The sequence below is a fragment of the Mycolicibacterium vulneris genome (assembly GCF_002104765.1).
Taxonomy (GTDB): Bacteria; Actinomycetota; Actinomycetes; order Mycobacteriales; family Mycobacteriaceae; genus Mycobacterium; species Mycobacterium vulneris.
In genome coordinates this window covers 26,317-42,547 of the sequence record NZ_NCXM01000042.1, presented here as the reverse complement: position 1 = coordinate 42,547, position 16,231 = coordinate 26,317, and the positions used below count along the sequence as shown (strand labels likewise).

The following is a 16,231-nucleotide window of genomic DNA, read 5'->3' as shown; positions in this document are numbered from 1 at the left end:
GGCTACGGCGGACCCCCGCCGCCTCCTCCGGGTTACGGACCGCCCCCGGGATATGGCGCGCCCCCTCCCGGCTACGGACCACCGCCCGGCTACGGCGGCCCGCCCGCGTTCAGCATCGGGGACGCGTTCGGCTGGGCCTGGAACACGTTCACCAAAAACGCTGTGGCACTTATCGTTCCGACCCTGGTGTACGCGGTGCTGTTTGCCATCGCGTCCACCCTGATCGGCCTGAGCCAGAACATGGGCACCACGACGAGCAACTCCGACGACGACTACTTCACCTTTACCGCGAACCTCAACGGCGGCGGGATGGCGCTGCTTATCCTCGGCTATCTCGCCGCCTACCTCGTGGGCGCGTTCGCCCAGTCCGCGTTCCTGTCCGGCTGCCTGGATCTGGCCGACGGTCGCCCGGTGACCATCGGGTCCTTCTTCAAGCCGCGCAACTTCGCCATGGTGTTTCTGGCGGCGCTGCTGGTCGGGATTCTCACCTCGATCGCCTCGGTGCTGTGCTTCCTGCCCGGCCTGATCCTGGGGATCTTTGCCCAGTTCACCATCCCGTACGCGATCGATCGGTCCGAGCAGCCCGTCAAGGCGCTCACCTCCAGCTTCTCCACCGTCGCGTCGAACTTCGGCAACGCCCTGCTGGTGTGGCTGGTCGAGGTGGCCGCCGTCGTGGTGGGTTTCCTGGCGTGTGGCGTCGGCGTGTTGGTGGGGGTCCCGGTCGCCGCCTTGGTCGGGATCTACGCGTACCGCAAGTTTTCCGGTGGCCAGGTGGCCGCGCCGCGGCAGGCGGGGTACGAGGCCGGCCCGCCGCCGGGACACGCACCGGCCTAGCGCTGCGCGCAAGGATTACGGCGGGGGAAGCCGCGATTGCGGCGCGCTGCGCCGTGTCCGCGGGTGTGATGGGATCAGCGATTATGAGCATCAAAGTTGCGCTGGAGCACCGCACCAGCTACACCTTTGACCGGCTGGTCCGGGTGTATCCGCACATCGTGCGGCTGCGCCCGGCGCCCCACACCCGCACGCCCATCGAGGCGTACTCGTTGCGCATCGAGCCCGACGAACACTTCATCAACTGGCAGCAGGACGCGGTGGGCAATTTCCTTGCCCGGCTGGTGTTTCCGACTCCGATGCAACAACTGAGCATCACCGTCGGGCTGATCGCCGACCTCAAGGTCATCAACCCGTTCGACTTCTTCATCGAGGACTGGGCCGAACGGTGGGTCCCAGGCAAGGGACGGGCCGGGCTGACCTACCCCAAGGAGGTGGCCGAGGACCTGGAGCCCTACCTGCGGCCGGTCGACGAAGAGGGCGACGGCTCGGGCCCGGGCGAGCTGGTGCGGGCCTGGCTGAGTAATTTCTCGGTGCGCGACGGCACTCGCACCATCGACATGCTGGTCGAGCTCAACCGTGCGATCAACGCCGACGTCGCCTACAGCCTGCGGATGGAACCCGGTGTGCAGACGCCGGACTACACGCTGCGCGCCGGGGTCGGCTCGTGTCGCGACTCGGCGTGGCTGCTGGTGTCGATCCTGCGCCAGCTGGGGCTGGCCGCCCGCTTCGTGTCCGGCTACCTGGTGCAGCTGGCCTCCGACGTCGAGGCGCTCGACGGGCCGTCGGGACCAGCCGCGGACTTCACCGACCTGCACGCCTGGACCGAGGTGTACATCCCGGGGGCAGGGTGGATCGGGCTCGATCCGACGTCCGGGCTGTTCGCGGGCGAGGGCCACATTCCGCTGGCGGCCACGCCGCACCCGACGTCGGCGGCGCCGATCAGCGGGGGCACCGAACCCTGTGCCTCGACGCTGGAGTTCTCGAACACCGTCACCCGGGTGCACGAGGATCCGCGCGTCACACTGCCGTACTCCGACGATGCGTGGCGGACGATCCGCGACGTCGGCCGGCTCGTCGACGAGCGGCTGGCCGCGGCCGACGTCCGGCTGACCGTCGGCGGTGAGCCGACCTTCGTTGCGGTGGACATCCACCCCAAGTCGGCGAAGGAATGGACCACCGCCGCCGACGGTCCGCACAAGCGGCAATGCGCCTCCGATCTGGCCGCCCGCCTGAAATCCGTGTGGGCGCCGGGCGGTGTGATCCAGCGCGGTCAGGGTCGCTGGTATCCCGGAGAACCGTTGCCCCGCTGGCAGATTGCGCTGCATTGGCGCACCGACGGGCGTCCGCTGTGGACCGACGAGGCCCTGCTGGCCGACCCCTGGAGCGACCGGCAGCGGCGCCCCGTCGACGGCGAGGCGGCCCATCGGGTGCTCGCCGGGATCGCCGACGGCCTGGGGCTGCCGGCCTCGCAGGTGCGGCCGGCCTACGAGGACCCGCTACATCGGCTGTCCGCCAAAGTCCTTGAGCCCGAAGGGGTTCCGGTGGACGCCGCCGACGACCTGGAAACCGACTCCCCCACGAGCCGCGCGGCGCTGCTGGCCCGTTTGGACGAATCCGTCACGGCCCCGGCGGCGTTCGTGCTTCCGCTGCACCGGCGAGACGATGACCTCGGATGGGCCAGCGCCGACTGGCGGCTGCGCCGCGGCCGTATCGTGTTGCTGCCCGGGGATTCTCCGGCGGGGCTGCGACTGCCGCTGGACTCGATCAGCTGGACACCGCCGCGCCCGTCGTTCGAGGCCGATCCCCTGTCAGTAAGACCCGAGCTGGCGGCGAAAGCCGCCGCGAGCGCAGTAGTCGTCGACGCCGACGGCGCGCCGCCGACCGCGCTGGTCACCGAGATTCGGGACGGGCTGCTCTACGTCTTCCTGCCGCCCACCGAGGCGCTGGAGCACTACGTCGATCTCATCGCGCGGGTCGAGGCCGCGGCGGCGAAGGCGGACTGCCCGGTGGTGATCGAGGGTTACGATCCCCCGCCGGACCCGCGGCTGCGCTCGACCACCATCACCCCGGACCCCGGCGTCATCGAGGTCAACGTCGCGCCCACCGCCAGCTTCGACGAACAGAACCAGCAGCTGGAAACGCTGTACGCGCAGGCCCGGCTGGCCCGCCTGTCCACCGAGTCCTTCGAGGTCGACGGCACGCACGGCGGCACCGGCGGCGGCAACCACATCACCCTGGGTGGCGTGACGCCCGCGGACTCACCGTTGCTGCGCCGCCCCGACCTGCTGGTGTCGCTGCTGACGTACTGGCAGCGCCACCCGTCGCTGTCATACCTGTTCGCCGGCCGGTTCGTGGGCACCACGTCGCAGGCGCCGCGGGTGGACGAGGGCCGCGCCGAGGCCCTCTACGAGCTCGAGATCGCGTTCGCCGAGATAGCCCGGCTGGGCGGCGGTGGCGCCACCAAGCCGTGGGTGATCGACCGCGCGCTGCGGCACCTGCTCACCGACATCACCGGCAATACCCACCGCGCCGAGTTCTGCATCGACAAGCTCTACAGCCCCGACAGCGCCCGCGGCCGGCTCGGCCTGCTGGAGCTGCGCGGCTTCGAGATGCCGCCGCACCTGCGCATGGCCATGGTGCAGTCGCTGTTGGTGCGCTCTTTGGTCGCGTGGTTCTGGGACGAGCCGCTGCGCGCGCCGCTGATCCGCCACGGAGCCAACCTGCACGGCCGATACCTGTTGCCGCACTTCCTGATTCATGACATCGCCGACGTCGCGGCGGACCTGCGAGCGCACGGCATCGCGTTCGAGACCAGCTGGCTGGATCCGTTCACCGAGTTCCGGTTCCCGCGCATCGGGACCGCGGTGTTCGACGGCGTGGAGATCGAACTGCGCGGGGCCATCGAGCCGTGGACCACGCTGGGCGAGGAGTCGACCGCCACGGGCACCGCGCGCTACGTCGACTCCTCGGTCGAGCGCATCCAGGTCCGCATCATCGGGGCCGACCGCCACCGTTATGTGTTGACGGTCAACGGCTATCCGGTGCCGTTGCTGGCCACCGACAATCCCGACATCCACGTGGGCGGGGTTCGGTTCAAGGCCTGGCAGCCGCCCAGCGCGCTGCACTCCACCATCTCGGCCGACGGGCCGTTGCGGTTCGAACTGATCGACCTCACCACCGGCACGTCGCGCGGGGGCTGCACGTACCACGTCGCCCACCCCGGCGGGCGGGCCTACGACACGCCGCCGGTCAACGCCGTGGAGGCCGAGGCACGCCGCGCCCGCCGCTTCGAGGCGACCGGCTTCACCCCCGGCAAACTCGACCTGTCCGGCATCCGCGAGAAGCAGGCCCGGATCCTCACCGATGTCGGCGCGCCAGGCATCCTCGACCTGCGCCGCGTGCGTACCGTTGCGCAGTAATGGCGTTTGCGGACATGACATTCGGGACCGGTGCACCGTCAGCGGCCGGCACCGCGCGCTATGACGCCGACCGCCTGCTCGCCGGTTACCGCGCCGCGCGGGCCCAGGAAGCGCTCTTCGACCTGCGGCACGGCCCGGCGAGCGGCTATGACGAGTTCGTCGACCAAGACGGCAACGTGCGCCCGGCGTGGGCGGAGCTGGCCGACACCATCGCCGAGCGCGGGCGCGCCGGGCTGGACCGGCTGCGCTCGGTGGTGCACGACCTCATCGACAACGACGGCATCACCTACACCGACGTCAAGCCCGGCGGTCGCGGGCAGGAGCCCCGGCCTTGGCAGCTGGACACCCTGCCGATCGTGCTGTCCGCGGCCGACTGGGAGGTGCTCGAGGCCGGCCTGCTGCAACGTTCGCGGGTGCTCGACGCCGTGCTGGCCGACCTGTACGGTCCGCGCAGCCTGCTCACCGAAGGCGTCCTGCCCCCCGAGTTGCTGTTCGGCCACCCCGGGTACGTGCGCGCGGCCAACGGCATCGAAATCCCGGGCCGCCACCAGCTTTTCATGCACGCCTGCGACGTCAGCCGGCGACCGGACGGCGAATTCGTCGTCAACGGCGACCGCACCCAGGCGCCCTCGGGAGCCGGGTACGCGCTGGCCGACCGGCGCGTGGTCGCGCACTCGATTCCCGAGCTCTACGAGCGCATCGCGCCGCGGCCGACGACGCCGTTCGCCCAGGCGCTGCGGCTGGCTCTGATCGACGCGGCACCCGATGACGCCCGGGACCCGGTCGTAGTGGTGCTGTCCCCGGGCATCTACTCCGAGACCGCGTTCGACCAGGCGTATCTGGCCACGCTGCTGGGTTTTCCGTTGGTGGAAAGCGCCGATCTGGTGGTGCGTGACGGCATGTTGTGGATGCGCTCGCTGGGCACGCTGAAGCGCGTCGACGTCGTGCTGCGCCGGGTCGACGCCGAGTACACCGACCCGCTGGATCTGCGCGCCGACTCCCGGCTCGGGGTGGCCGGTTTGGTGGAGGCCCAGCACCGCGGGACGGTGACCGTGGTCAACACGCTGGGCAGCGGAATTCTGGAAAACCCTGGGCTGCTGCGCTTCCTGCCCGCGATGGCCGAGCGCCTGCTGTCGGAAACGCTGCTGCTGCCCACCGCCCAGGTCTACTGGGGCGGCATCGCCAGCGAGCGCGCACACCTGCTGGCGAACCTGTCGTCGTTGTTGATTAAGTCCACTGTCGGCGAGAAAACCCTTGTCGGGCCCACACTTTCGGCTCAGCAACTGACACGGGTGGCGGCCCGCATCGAGCAGACGCCGTGGCAGTGGATCGGCCAGGAACTGCCGCAATTCTCGTCCGCACCCACTGACCACGCCGGCGTGCTGTCGTCGGCGGGTGTCGGCATCCGGTTGTTCACCGTGGCCCAGCGCGGCGGCTACGCACCGATGATCGGCGGCATCGGCTACGTGCTAGCGCCCGGATCCGCAGCATACACACTGAAAACCATTGCGGCAAAAGATGTCTGGGTGCGGCCCACCGAGCGGGCCCGCGCCGAGGCGATCAGCCTGCCGACGCCGGAGCCGCCGGCCAAGACGGCCGCGGGCACCTGGGGCGTCAGCTCCCCGCGCGTGCTGTCCGACCTGTTCTGGATCGGCCGCTACGGCGAGCGCGCGGAAAGCATGGCGCGGCTGCTGATCGTCACCCGCGACCGGTTCCACGTCTACCGCCACCACCAGCACAGCGAGGAAAGCGAATGCGTGCCGGTGCTGATGACCGCGCTGGGCCGCATCACCGGAACCGACATCGCGGCCGACAGCGGCGGCGACCACGCCGAGATGATCGCGATCGCCCCCTCCACGCTGTGGTCGCTCACCTTCGATCCGCACCGGCCCGGCTCGCTGGTGCAATCGGTGGAGGGTTTGGCGCTGGCCGCGCGGGCGGTGCGCGACCAGATGTCGAACGACACCTGGATGGTGCTGGCCGCGGTGGAACGCGCGCTGGCACTGGAAAGCGAACCGCCGGAATCGCTTTCCGAGGCCGACGCCCTGCTCACCGGGGCCCAGGCCCAGACGCTGGCCGGCATGCTGACCCTGTCCGGGGTGGCCAGCGAGTCGATGGTGCGCGACGTCGGCTGGACGATGATGGACATCGGGAAACGGATCGAACGCGGCCTGTGGCTGACGGCGTTGCTGCAAGCCACACTGACCGTCGGCCGCGGCGCCGCGGCCGAGCAGACCGTCATCGAGTCCACCCTGGTGGCGTGCGAGTCCTCGGTCATCTACCGGCGCCGCACGGTGGGCAAGATCAGCGTGGCCGCCATGGCCGAGCTGATGCTGTTCGACGCGCAGAACCCGCGGTCGCTGCTCTACCAGTTGGAACGGCTGCGGATCGATCTCCGGGACCTGCCCGGCTCGTCGGGTTCGTCGCGCCCCGAACGGCTGGTGGACGAGATCGGCACCCTGCTGCGGCGATCCCATCCCGCGGAGCTCCAACGGGTCGGCGGCGACGGCCGGCGTGCCGAGCTGGCGGCGCTGCTCGCTGCGGTGCATGGCGAGCTGCACAACCTGGCCGAGGTCATCACCACCACCCAGCTGGCGCTGCCCGGTGGCATGCAACCGATTTGGGGTCCCGACGAACGACGCGTCATGCCGGCCTAGCCGCACGACGATGCAGCCCGCGAAGCGGGGTGCGGAGGAGTGCGGCAATCCGGCCGAGCCGCACGACGATGCAGCCCGCGAAGCGGGGTGCGGAGGAGTGCGGCAATCCGGTCTAGCCTCACGCGTTGGATGTCGCCCGGTGCACCACAGCGACGCGAACGCCTGCGTGTAGAGGATCGCGACCGCGATCAGCCCCACCAGGTTCGCCAGCCACCACCAGGTCCGCCGTGATCGAGAAGCACACCGTACTCTAGCCGGCTACCGAGGCGCGACCGCGGGCCTCCGAGGTCACCTCGTCGATCACGGTGTGAATGAACCTCATCTTCTCCAGCACCGCGACCGGCAGCACGAACGGGTACAGGTCGTCGTGGCCCATCGACCGGTTCACCATGTTCAGCGACCACGACAAGGGCAGCCACATGTCGATGATCGTCTGAAAAGCGCTGGGGCCCAAGGCGGGCCGGTCGAACGTGGCCGACGCCGGCGCCAGTCCGCACCACGCCGAGGTGTCCAGAGTGTCGCGGATGTGCAGGTAGTGGGCGAACGTCTCGGCCCAGTCCTCGGCGGGATGCATGGTGGCATAGGACGATACGAAGTCCTCCTGCCAGCCCTCGGGAGCGCCCTCGCTGTAGTGGCGGTCGAGCGCCTCCTGATAATCGGCTTCGTGGTCACCGAACAGCTCGTTAAACCGCTCCACGTAGTCGTTGAACGGCGCGATCAGCCGGTAGTAGTAGTAATGCCCGATCTCGTGGCGGAAGTGCCCCAGCAGGGTGCGGTAGGGCTCGTCCATCTCGACCCGCAGCTGCTCGCGGTGCGCGTCGTCACCCTCGGCCAAATCGATGGTGATGACCCCGTTTTCGTGTCCGGTCATCACCTTCTCGTGCGCGCTGGACAACAGCCGGAACGCCAGGCCGTAGTCGGGGTCCCTGTCCCGCCCGACGATCGGCAGCTTGAGCTCGTTCAGCTCGGCGATCAGCCTGCGCTTGGCGGCCTCGGCCCGGGCGAACTCGGCCATCCCAACGGTGTCGGCGTCGTTCGGCCGTTCGATTGTCAGCGCGCACGAGGGGCACAGCAGCCGGGGGGTATTGACCGGGACCAGCCAATTGCATTCGGCGAGAAGTAAATTGGCGCACAGCTGATACTCGCTGGCGTGCACGAAGCCGGCGTGCTCGCCTGTGTCGTCCTCCGAGATCACCAGCAGCGCCATCTGGTCCAGCGAAAACCCCAGCGCGCTACCGCAATTCAGGCAGGTGGAGTTCTCGAAGGTGAGGCGCTGGCCGCAGTTGGGGCAGGTAAAGTCACGCATGCAGCACTTCGCCTTCATAGGGCACCACGTCGACGGCGACGTCGATCACGCTGTGCTCGGAGTTGGTGTAGATGATGCCCCGCAGCGGCGGGACGTCCGCGTAGTCACGACCCCGGCCCACGACGATGTAGCGCTCGTCGACCATCTGGTCGTTGGTGGGATCGAGCCCCAACCACTCAAATTGGCCGGCCTGCTGCGGAGTCCACACCGCGGCCCAGGCGTGGGTGGCATCGATGCCGATCATCCGATCCTTTCCGGGTGGCGGATCGGTGGCCAGGTACCCGGATACGTAACTGGCCGCCAACCCGTTGGCTCGCAGGCAGGCGATCGCCAGCCTGGCAAAGTCTTGACATACCCCCTCGCGGGCGGCCAGAACCTCATTGACCCCGGTGGAAATCGTCGTCGACCCGGACCGGTAGGTGAAATCGGTGAAGATGCGCGACGTCAGATCGCCCAGCACCTCGATCAGTGGGCGCCCGGGGGTGAAGCTGAGCGCCGCGTAGTCGCGGACGTCGTCGGTGATCTCAGGCGGATTGAGGTCCAGGGTGAACTCGGTCGCCAGCGCTCCGCCGGACCCGGCCGGCCGGGCCTTCTCCCAAGGCTGCGCCGCCGGCCCGCCGGTGTAGAGATCCGGGCCGGGCGGATAGACGTCGACGATCGAGTCGCTGGTCACCTTCAGGAGCCCGTGCGGCTCGGTCACGTGGAAATAGGAGCTGATGTTGCCGTAGCTGTCCTGGCTGGTGGAGCTGTCGGCGGGGGCCGGGTCGATGATCAGCCGATGCGCGACACAGCGCTGCCGCAGCGAGTCGCGCGGGGTGAGAAATCCGCGGCCGTAAGAGCTGGTCACGACGTCGGAGTAGCGGTACTCGGTGCGGTGGGTTACCCGGTGGCGGCGTGCGAACCCGGTCCCCGGTTCGCCTGATTCTGCTGGCAAGCGCTTACTCCTCCTCACCGCTGATCTCATCACATGCCGGACGGTTGCGTGGGGTGCGCAGGACGCCCCGTCGCGTACCGTTTGCCCATCCGACGGCATTCGCGCCAAAACGGGAGCACAATCGTGTTGTGGCCACGTGGGGCGACGTCGCCCGCATCGTTGGTGAGCTGGCACTCACCTCCGAGCCGTCACCGCATGACTGGCGGGTCGGCAAGAAATTGCTGGCCTGGGAGCGGCCGCTGCGGCCCTCCGAGCGCGAGGCGCTGGAGCGCGACGGCCCCCAGCCGCCGCAGGGCGAGATCCTCGGCGTTCGGGTGTCCGACGAGGGCGTCAAGTTCGCGCTGATCGACGACGAGCCCGGGACGTACTTCACCACACCGCATTTCGACGGCTATCCCGCGGTGCTGGTCAACCTGTCCGAAATCTCGGTGCGTGATCTCGAGGAGCTGATCACCGAGGCGTGGCTGACCCAGGCGCCGCGAAAGTTGGTTCAGGAGTTCCTGGCCGACTCGCGCTGAAGCGCTCAGACGTGCCGAAGATCGATGACCCGTTGCAGGTCGTCGACGCAGGCGCTGACGACGTCAGCGAGGATCACCTGCGTCTTCTCGCGCGCGCCGGACTGCAGTTCCGCGGCGTGGTGACGCGCCGAGGCCACATATGCGCACGCGCCGGCGGGATCGGTGTCGGCCAGCGCCGTCGCGGCCGCCAGCACCACCAGCACAGTGGGCACGGGCTCCGCAAGGCGCTCGCGGCCGCTATCCGAGGTGAGATCGGGGCCCGGCGAGACGGCGCGGGCCAGTTGCAACACCGAGCCGGCCAACAGTGCCACGTGCACGGCCTGATGGTCCGCGGCCTGGATCGCGGTCCGCAGGCCCCATCGTCGCGGCGCGATGGTGACGACCTGGCGCGCGGTGGTGCGCGCCTCGAGTAGCCCGCTGAGCTGTTCGTGCACCCGGTCGACGGCCGTCAGGGGCCAGTCCGGCGGCGGCTCCTTGCGTCCGGCGGCGACGTCCGCGGCCCCGGACAGCACGTCGTGCAGCACCCCGAGCACGCCGACGCGGGCGTTGCGCAGCACCGTCAGCGGGTCGGCTGGAAACAGCAGGATGGCGGAGACGATGGCCACCGCACCGCCGATCAGCGCGTCGAAGATGCGTTCCACGCCGACGCCGCCGCGGTAGAGGGCCAGCACCAGGATCGCCGACACCACGGTCTGGTTGGCGAACATCATGCCGTGACCGATGAAGCCGCCCCCGATGAACACCGCGGCGCCCAGCGCCACCAGCGCGGCCACCGCGATGGGCACCTCGCCGGGACCGAGCAGGCCCTGCACCAGCGAGCCCACCCCGATCCCCAGGGTCACCCCGATCATCATCTGGACGGCGCGTTGCGCGCGCAGCACATTGCTGGTCGACAACGACACCGCGGCCGCGATCGGCGCGAAGAACGGCTGCGGGTGGTCCAGGACATCGTGCGCCAGGTACCAGGACAGGCCCGCGGCCACCGCAGTCTGCACCAGGTTGAACCAAACCAGCCGCAGCCGTTTGCTGCCTGCGCGCGCGGCGGCGAGAACCAGCGATGGCACCGCCCGCCGCGAAGCGCCCACCGGCTAGGTCCGGTTTAACTCGAAGAGCGGAATCACCCGGGTGGTCTTGGCCTGATACTCGGCGAAGCCGGGCGCGGCGGCGGTGACTTTGTCGAAGAGCGCGGCGCGCTCGTCGGCGGGCAGCTCGCGGGCGGCGACGTCGAACGTGTCGGTGCCGATCTCCACCCGCGCCTGCGGGTTGGCCCGCAGGTTGTGCACCCAGGCCGGGCTGACCGGGGCGCCGGCGAAGGAGCCGATGACGATGAGCTTGCCGTCGATGCGGAAGTAGGCCAGCGGCGATACCCGGGGTTGGCCGGATTTGGCGCCGGTGGTGTGGAGCAGCAGCAGGTCGGCGTTGGCGAACTGGCCGCCGACCTTGCCTTCGTTGGCGCGGAACTCCGCGATGATCTTCTCGTTGAAATCGTTGACGAATGCGGGGTCGAGGCTCTGTTCCTCAGTCATGAGCGCTCCTCCTCATCGCTGCGCTCTGCATCGTCGTCAGCGCGCGTCATGCAAGTCAAACCTTCTCGGGCTTGGCGTCTATTCCGGATTCCTTGCGCTGCTGGGCGGTGATGGGCGCCGGCGCGTCCGTGAGCGGGTCGACGCCGCCGCCGGTCTTGGGGAAGGCGATGACCTCGCGGATGGAGTCGACCCCGGACAGCAGCGCGTTGATCCGGTCCCAGCCGAACGCGATCCCGCCGTGCGGGGGTGCGCCAAAGGTGAAGGCCTCCAACAGGAATCCGAATTTCTCCTGGGCCTCCGCGTGGTCCAGGCCCATCACCGCGAACACCCGCTCCTGGATGTCGCGGCGGTGGATACGGATCGACCCGCCGCCGATCTCGTTGCCGTTACAGACGATGTCGTAGGCGTCGGCGAGCACGTTGCCGGTGTCGGTCTCGATGCCGTCCTCATGGCCGGGCTTGGGTGAGGTGAACGCGTGGTGCACCGCGGTCCACGCCCCCGACCCGACGGCGACGTCGCCGGCGGCGGTCGCGTCGCCGGCGGGCTCGAACAGCGGCGGGTCCACCACCCAGACGAACGCCCAGGCGTCGGGGTCGATCAGGTCCAGCCGGTGGGCGATCTCGCCGCGGGCGGCCCCGAGCAGTGCCCGCGACGGCTTGGCAGGGCCCGCCGAGAAGAAGACGCAGTCCCCCGGCTTCGCCCCGACCTGCGCGGCCAGCCCGTCGCGTTCGGCGTCGGACAGGTTCTTGGCGACCGGACCGCCCAGCGTGCCATCGTCGGCGATCAGCACGTAGGCCAGTCCGCGGTGGCCGCGCTGTTTTGCCCACTCCTGCCAGCCGTCCAGCGTGCGCCGCGGCTGCGAGGCCCCGCCGGGCATCACCACGGCGCCGACGTACGGTGCCTGGAAGACGCGAAATGTGGTGTCGTTGAAGAACTCTGTGCAGTCGACGAGCTCGAGCCCGAAGCGCATGTCGGGCTTGTCGGAGCCGAATCGCCGCATCGCGTCGGCGTAGCTGATCCGCGGGATCGGCGTCGGGATCTCATACCCGATCAGCGCCCACACCGCGGACAGGATCTCCTCCGAGATGGCGATGACGTCCTCGGCGTCAACGAAGCTCAGCTCCATGTCGAGCTGGGTGAACTCCGGCTGGCGGTCGGCGCGGAAATCCTCGTCCCGGTAGCAGCGGGCGATCTGGTAGTAGCGCTCCATGCCTGCCACCATCAGCAGCTGCTTGAACAGCTGCGGGCTCTGCGGCAGCGCGTAGAACGAGCCGGGGTGCAAACGGGACGGCACCAGGAAGTCGCGCGCCCCCTCCGGGGTCGACCGGGTGATCGTCGGGGTTTCGATCTCGACGAAATCATGTTGCGCGAGCACCGATCGCGCGGCGGCATTCACCTTGGAGCGCAAGCGGATTGCCTCGGCCGGGCCGTCGCGGCGCAGGTCCAGGTAGCGATACTTCAGCCGTAGCTCCTCGCCGGCCGGCTCGTCGAGCTGGAACGGCAGCGGCGCGCTCTCCCCCAGCACGGTCAGCGTGGTGGCGTTGACCTCGATGTCACCGGTGGCGATCTCCGGGTTGGCGTTGCCCTCGGGCCGGATCTCGACCACACCGGTGACCGCGACACAGAACTCGGCGCGCAGCCGGTGCGCCTGGGCCAGCACGTCAGCCTCGCGGAACACCACCTGGGCGATTCCGGAGGCGTCGCGCAGGTCGATGAAGATGACGCCGCCGTGGTCGCGGCGACGAGCCACCCAGCCCGTTAGCGTCACCTGCTGCCCGGCGTCGCTACTCCTCAGCGAACCCGCGGCGTGACTGCGCAGCACAAAAGACTCCTACTCACCCGGCTTGAACGAATGCCCAGTCTAAAGGAGGTAATTTCGATGGCATCGTCACAGACGCTGCTACCAACATCGCCCTGGTCGGTCCGGGCGCCGTCGGCACGACGGCCGCCGCGCTGCTGTACCGGGCCGGTCACCCGGTCATGGTGTGCGGGCGCACCCCGCGCGACACCATCGAACTGCGGCCCGACGGGGCCGACCCGATCGTCGTCCCCGGGCCGGTGCACACCGATCCCGCCGAGGTGACCGGGCCGGTGGACGTGGTGCTGCTGGCCGTCAAAGCCAACCAGAACGAGGCGGCGGCCGGCTGGCTGGCCCGGCTGTGCGACGTGCACACCATCGTCGTGGTGCTGCAAAACGGCGTCGAGCAGGTCGAGCAGGTGCAGCCGCACTGCCCGCTGTCCCCCGTCATTCCCGGCATCGTGTGGTACTCGGCCCAGGCCCAGCCCGAGGGCTGGGTGCGATTGCGCAGCGAGGCGGCCCTGGTCCTGCCCAGCGGGCCGTCCGGAGAGACCGTCGCCGACCTGCTGCGCGGCGCCGACTGCCGGGTCGATTGCGACCCCGACATCATCACCGCGGCCTGGCACAAGCTGCTCACCAACGCGCTGGCGGGGTTCATGGTGCTGGCGCGGAGGCGGTCCGGGATGTTCCGCCGCGACGACGTCGCCGCGCTGTCGCGGCGCTATGTCGCCGAGTGCCTGGCGGTCGCGCGGGCCGAGGGCGCCCGGCTGACCGACAAGGTGGTCGACGAGTTGGTCGACATGTTCCGCAACGTCGTCGAGGACATGGGCACGTCGATCCTGACCGACGCGGAACACCAGCGCGCGATGGAATGGGACATCCGCAACGGCGTGATCATCCGCAAGGGCCGAGCCCACGGCCTGGCCACGCCGATCAGCGACGTCATAGTGCCGTTACTGGCCGCGGCCAGCGACGGCCCCGGCTAAGTTGTTGTCATGTTCCCCTGCGAGCGCGTCGATACCAGCTTCATCGACGCTGATTCTGTTGAGGGCCGTTACCGGTTCCGCAACAGCGTCGACCTGGCCATCACCCCCGAGCAGCTGTTCGAGGTGCTTTCCGATGCCCAGTCCTGGCCGCGGTGGGCGAAGGTGATCACAAAGGTGACCTGGACCAGTCCCGAGCCGCGCGGCGTCGGGACCACCCGCGTCGTCGAGATGCGCGGCGGACTCGTCGGCAACGAGGAATTCCTCGCCTGGGAACCGTTCACGCACATGGCATTCCGGTTCAATGAATGCTCGACGCGATCCGTGGCGGCCTTCGCCGAGGATTACCGGGTGGAGGTCATCCCGGGTGGCTGCCGGCTGACGTGGACAATGGCCCAGAAGCCGGCCGGACCGGCCAAGCTGGCGATGGTCGTGGTGGGACCGTTGCTGAACCTGGCCCTGCGCCGCTACCTGCGCAACCTGCGCAGCTACACCGACTCCCTTGCGGCCCGGCAACGTTAGGAGAGCGTCATGACCTTCAACGAGGGCATGCAGATCGACACCAGCACGGCGTCCTCGTCCGGTGGGGGCGGCATGGGAATGGCCGTCGGGGGTGGGGGCCTCGGGCTGCTCATCCTCATTGGCGCGCTGTTCTTGGGCGTCGATCCCGGCCGCGTGATGAACTCCCAGCAGACGAACACCGGTGGCTACTCGGCGCCCGGGTTCGACCTGAGCCAGTGCAAGACCGGCGCCGACGCCAACAAGTACGTGCAATGCCGCGTCGTCGCCACGGGCAACTCGGTGGACGCGGTGTGGCATCAGCTGCTGCAGGGTTACACCCGTCCCCGTGTGCGGCTGTTCACCGGATCGGTGGAGACCGGCTGCGGGCACGCGACCACCGCGGTCGGGCCGTTCTACTGCCCGGTGGACAAGACGGCGTATTTCGACACCGACTTCTTCAAGGAGCTGGTCGATCGATTCGGTTCCAGCGGTGGGCCGTTCGCCCAGGAGTATGTGGTCGCCCACGAATATGGTCACCACGTGCAGAACCTGCAGGGCCTGCTGGGCCGCTCGCAGCAGGGTGCGCAGGGCGCCGGCGGCAACGGCGTGCGCACCGAGTTACAGGCCGACTGCTACGCCGGGATCTGGGCGCACTACGCCTCCACGGTCAAGCAGGAGAGCACCGGCGTCCCCTACCTGGAACCGTTGAGCGACAAGGACATTTCCGATGCCCTCTCTGCCGCGGCGTCGGTGGGCGATGACCGCATCCAGAAGGAATCCACCGGCCGGGTCAATCCCGAGTCCTGGACGCACGGTTCGTCGGAACAGCGGCAGAAGTGGTTCACCACCGGCTACCAGACCGGTGACCCGAACAAGTGTGACACCTTCTCCGCGCCCGACCTGGGTTAGCCGCGCGCCTTTTAGGCGAGCAAGCCCCGCAACTCGGCGCGGCCCTGCTCATCCAGCGGCACGAGAGGGCGGCCCATGTCCGCACTGCTGCGCGGTCCGCAAGCAACGCGGCCTCACCCTGGAGGAGTTGGCCCGGCGGACCGGACTGACCAAGAGTTACCTGTCCAAGATCGAACGTCGTTGCAGCACAACGTCGATCGCGGTCGCCCTCAAGGTGGCCAAGGCCCTTGACGTCGACGTCGGGCGGCTGTTCTCCGAGGAGGCGGCGCAGGAGAAGATCACCGTCGAGCGTGCCACCGGCGACGCGGAGGGTGAGCCGGCCGCCGATGAGTACGAGGTGGACGCCTACCGCCGCATCGAGGTGCCGCTGCGATCCGGCGCGACCGCGTGGGTGTACGTCTTCGCCGGCTGACTAGCTGGGTCGGCAGGTGACCGTGGTGGTGGCGTCCTGCTGCGCGACCACCTGGCCGTCCACGGCGATCTCGCAGTGGAATTGGGCGGGGCCGTTGCCCGAATCCGGCCAGTGCAGCATGCCGCTGGCGGTGATGCTCGCAAACTGGTTCGGGTTCGCCAGGGTGGCGGTGTAGGTGACCGGCGTTCCGCCGCTGAGCGGGGTCTGCACGCTGGTCGAGTACTTCGACGGGTCCGCGCTGAAAGCGGCCTGGCTGGGCGGGTCGGCGTTCACGTAGGAGACGTTGGCGGTCAGGTTGTTGGGGCTCGTGACGGTGTAGGTCACCTGGTGGCCATCCGCATGCGCCGTCGCCGGCGTGAGCACCGCCCCCGCGGCCATTGCCAGCGTTACCGCTGAGATCGCGCTCGCTGTCCTTTGCACGTTCGTCATATCGA

The 16,231-nt window shown here is 69.2% G+C and carries 14 protein-coding genes; 8 read left to right on the top strand and 6 right to left on the bottom strand.

Annotated elements, in window-relative coordinates; genetic code table 11:
- The 3 genes from B8W69_RS27100 to B8W69_RS27090 form a co-directional block, all read left to right on the top strand.
- The coding region (locus B8W69_RS27100; RefSeq protein WP_181447496.1) for a hypothetical protein at positions 1-834 on the top strand (834 nt) is incomplete at its 5' end.
- Positions 835-917: 83 nt separating this feature from the next.
- Positions 918-4,253: a transglutaminase family protein gene (locus tag B8W69_RS27095; RefSeq protein WP_085292773.1), complete on the top strand. Its 3,336-nt coding sequence runs from the start codon at positions 918-920 to the stop codon at positions 4,251-4,253.
- On the top strand, positions 4,253-6,910 hold the full coding sequence (locus B8W69_RS27090; protein ID WP_085292772.1) for a circularly permuted type 2 ATP-grasp protein: 2,658 nt from the start codon (positions 4,253-4,255) through the stop codon (positions 6,908-6,910). The genes B8W69_RS27095 and B8W69_RS27090 overlap by 1 nt, the downstream gene beginning before the upstream one ends.
- 250 nt (positions 6,911-7,160) lie before the next feature.
- Here B8W69_RS27090 and B8W69_RS27085 read toward each other — a convergent pair whose 3' ends face one another.
- Positions 7,161-8,216 (bottom strand): zinc-binding metallopeptidase family protein, encoded by a 1,056-nt coding sequence (locus tag B8W69_RS27085; RefSeq protein WP_085292771.1) that lies wholly within the window; start codon positions 8,214-8,216, stop codon positions 7,161-7,163.
- On the bottom strand, positions 8,209-9,180 hold the full coding sequence (locus tag B8W69_RS27080; protein ID WP_085292770.1) for a transglutaminase family protein: 972 nt from the start codon (positions 9,178-9,180) through the stop codon (positions 8,209-8,211). Before B8W69_RS27080 ends, B8W69_RS27085 begins: the two co-directional genes overlap by 8 nt.
- A gap of 98 nt (positions 9,181-9,278) precedes the next feature.
- Between B8W69_RS27080 and B8W69_RS27075 the strand changes: the two genes are divergently transcribed.
- Positions 9,279-9,668, top strand: coding sequence for an MmcQ/YjbR family DNA-binding protein (locus tag B8W69_RS27075; protein WP_085292769.1), 390 nt, complete (start codon positions 9,279-9,281; stop codon positions 9,666-9,668).
- Positions 9,669-9,673: 5 nt separating this feature from the next.
- Here B8W69_RS27075 and B8W69_RS27070 read toward each other — a convergent pair whose 3' ends face one another.
- Genes B8W69_RS27070 through aspS form a run of 3 tightly spaced genes read right to left on the bottom strand, consistent with a single transcriptional unit; the run spans position 9,674 to position 13,016 of the window.
- Positions 9,674-10,753 carry an FUSC family protein gene (locus B8W69_RS27070; protein WP_085292768.1) on the bottom strand — a complete coding sequence of 360 codons (1,080 nt, stop codon included), beginning with the start codon at positions 10,751-10,753 and terminating at the stop codon, positions 9,674-9,676.
- 3 nt (positions 10,754-10,756) lie between these two features.
- Positions 10,757-11,194 (bottom strand): nitroreductase family deazaflavin-dependent oxidoreductase, encoded by a 438-nt coding sequence (locus tag B8W69_RS27065; RefSeq protein WP_085292767.1) that lies wholly within the window; start codon positions 11,192-11,194, stop codon positions 10,757-10,759.
- Positions 11,195-11,249: 55 nt separating this feature from the next.
- On the bottom strand, positions 11,250-13,016 hold the full coding sequence (gene aspS / locus B8W69_RS27060) for an aspartate--tRNA ligase (RefSeq protein WP_085292766.1): 1,767 nt from the start codon (positions 13,014-13,016) through the stop codon (positions 11,250-11,252).
- Between the two features lie 62 nt (positions 13,017-13,078).
- On the opposite strand from aspS, the gene B8W69_RS27055 reads away from it, so the two are divergent.
- The 4 genes from B8W69_RS27055 to B8W69_RS32050 all read left to right on the top strand — a co-directional run bounded on the left by B8W69_RS27055 (position 13,079) and on the right by B8W69_RS32050 (position 15,797).
- Complete coding sequence (locus tag B8W69_RS27055; protein WP_181447498.1) at positions 13,079-13,978, top strand: oxidoreductase; 900 nt, start codon at positions 13,079-13,081, stop codon at positions 13,976-13,978.
- Positions 13,979-13,987: 9 nt separating this feature from the next.
- On the top strand, positions 13,988-14,497 hold the full coding sequence (locus tag B8W69_RS27050) for an SRPBCC family protein (protein WP_085292764.1): 510 nt from the start codon (positions 13,988-13,990) through the stop codon (positions 14,495-14,497).
- 9 nt (positions 14,498-14,506) lie between these two features.
- The gene (gene ypfJ / locus B8W69_RS27045) at positions 14,507-15,385 is read left to right on the top strand and encodes a KPN_02809 family neutral zinc metallopeptidase (protein WP_085292763.1); all 879 of its coding nucleotides are present in this window, start codon (positions 14,507-14,509) and stop codon (positions 15,383-15,385) included.
- A gap of 127 nt (positions 15,386-15,512) precedes the next feature.
- The gene (locus B8W69_RS32050) at positions 15,513-15,797 is read left to right on the top strand and encodes a helix-turn-helix domain-containing protein (RefSeq protein ID WP_342744722.1); all 285 of its coding nucleotides are present in this window, start codon (positions 15,513-15,515) and stop codon (positions 15,795-15,797) included.
- On the opposite strand, the gene B8W69_RS27035 is transcribed toward B8W69_RS32050, so the two are convergent.
- Positions 15,798-16,226 carry an Rv2576c family protein gene (locus tag B8W69_RS27035; protein WP_085292762.1) on the bottom strand — a complete coding sequence of 143 codons (429 nt, stop codon included), beginning with the start codon at positions 16,224-16,226 and terminating at the stop codon, positions 15,798-15,800.
- Between the last annotated feature and the right edge of the window lie 5 nt (positions 16,227-16,231).

Bases quoted from the DNA above. Each gene is read 5' to 3' on its own strand.
- B8W69_RS27095 (WP_085292773.1), top strand. From the start codon at position 918: ATGAGCATCAAAGTTGCGCTGGAGCACCGCACCAGCTACACCTTTGAC.
- B8W69_RS27090 (WP_085292772.1), top strand. From the start codon at position 4,253: ATGGCGTTTGCGGACATGACATTCGGGACCGGTGCACCGTCAGCGGCC.
- B8W69_RS27085 (WP_085292771.1), bottom strand. From the start codon at position 8,216: ATGCGTGACTTTACCTGCCCCAACTGCGGCCAGCGCCTCACCTTCGAG.
- B8W69_RS27080 (WP_085292770.1), bottom strand. From the start codon at position 9,180: ATGAGATCAGCGGTGAGGAGGAGTAAGCGCTTGCCAGCAGAATCAGGC.
- B8W69_RS27065 (WP_085292767.1), bottom strand. From the start codon at position 11,194: ATGACTGAGGAACAGAGCCTCGACCCCGCATTCGTCAACGATTTCAAC.
- B8W69_RS27050 (WP_085292764.1), top strand. From the start codon at position 13,988: ATGTTCCCCTGCGAGCGCGTCGATACCAGCTTCATCGACGCTGATTCT.
- ypfJ (WP_085292763.1), top strand. From the start codon at position 14,507: ATGACCTTCAACGAGGGCATGCAGATCGACACCAGCACGGCGTCCTCG.
- B8W69_RS27035 (WP_085292762.1), bottom strand. From the start codon at position 16,226: ATGACGAACGTGCAAAGGACAGCGAGCGCGATCTCAGCGGTAACGCTG.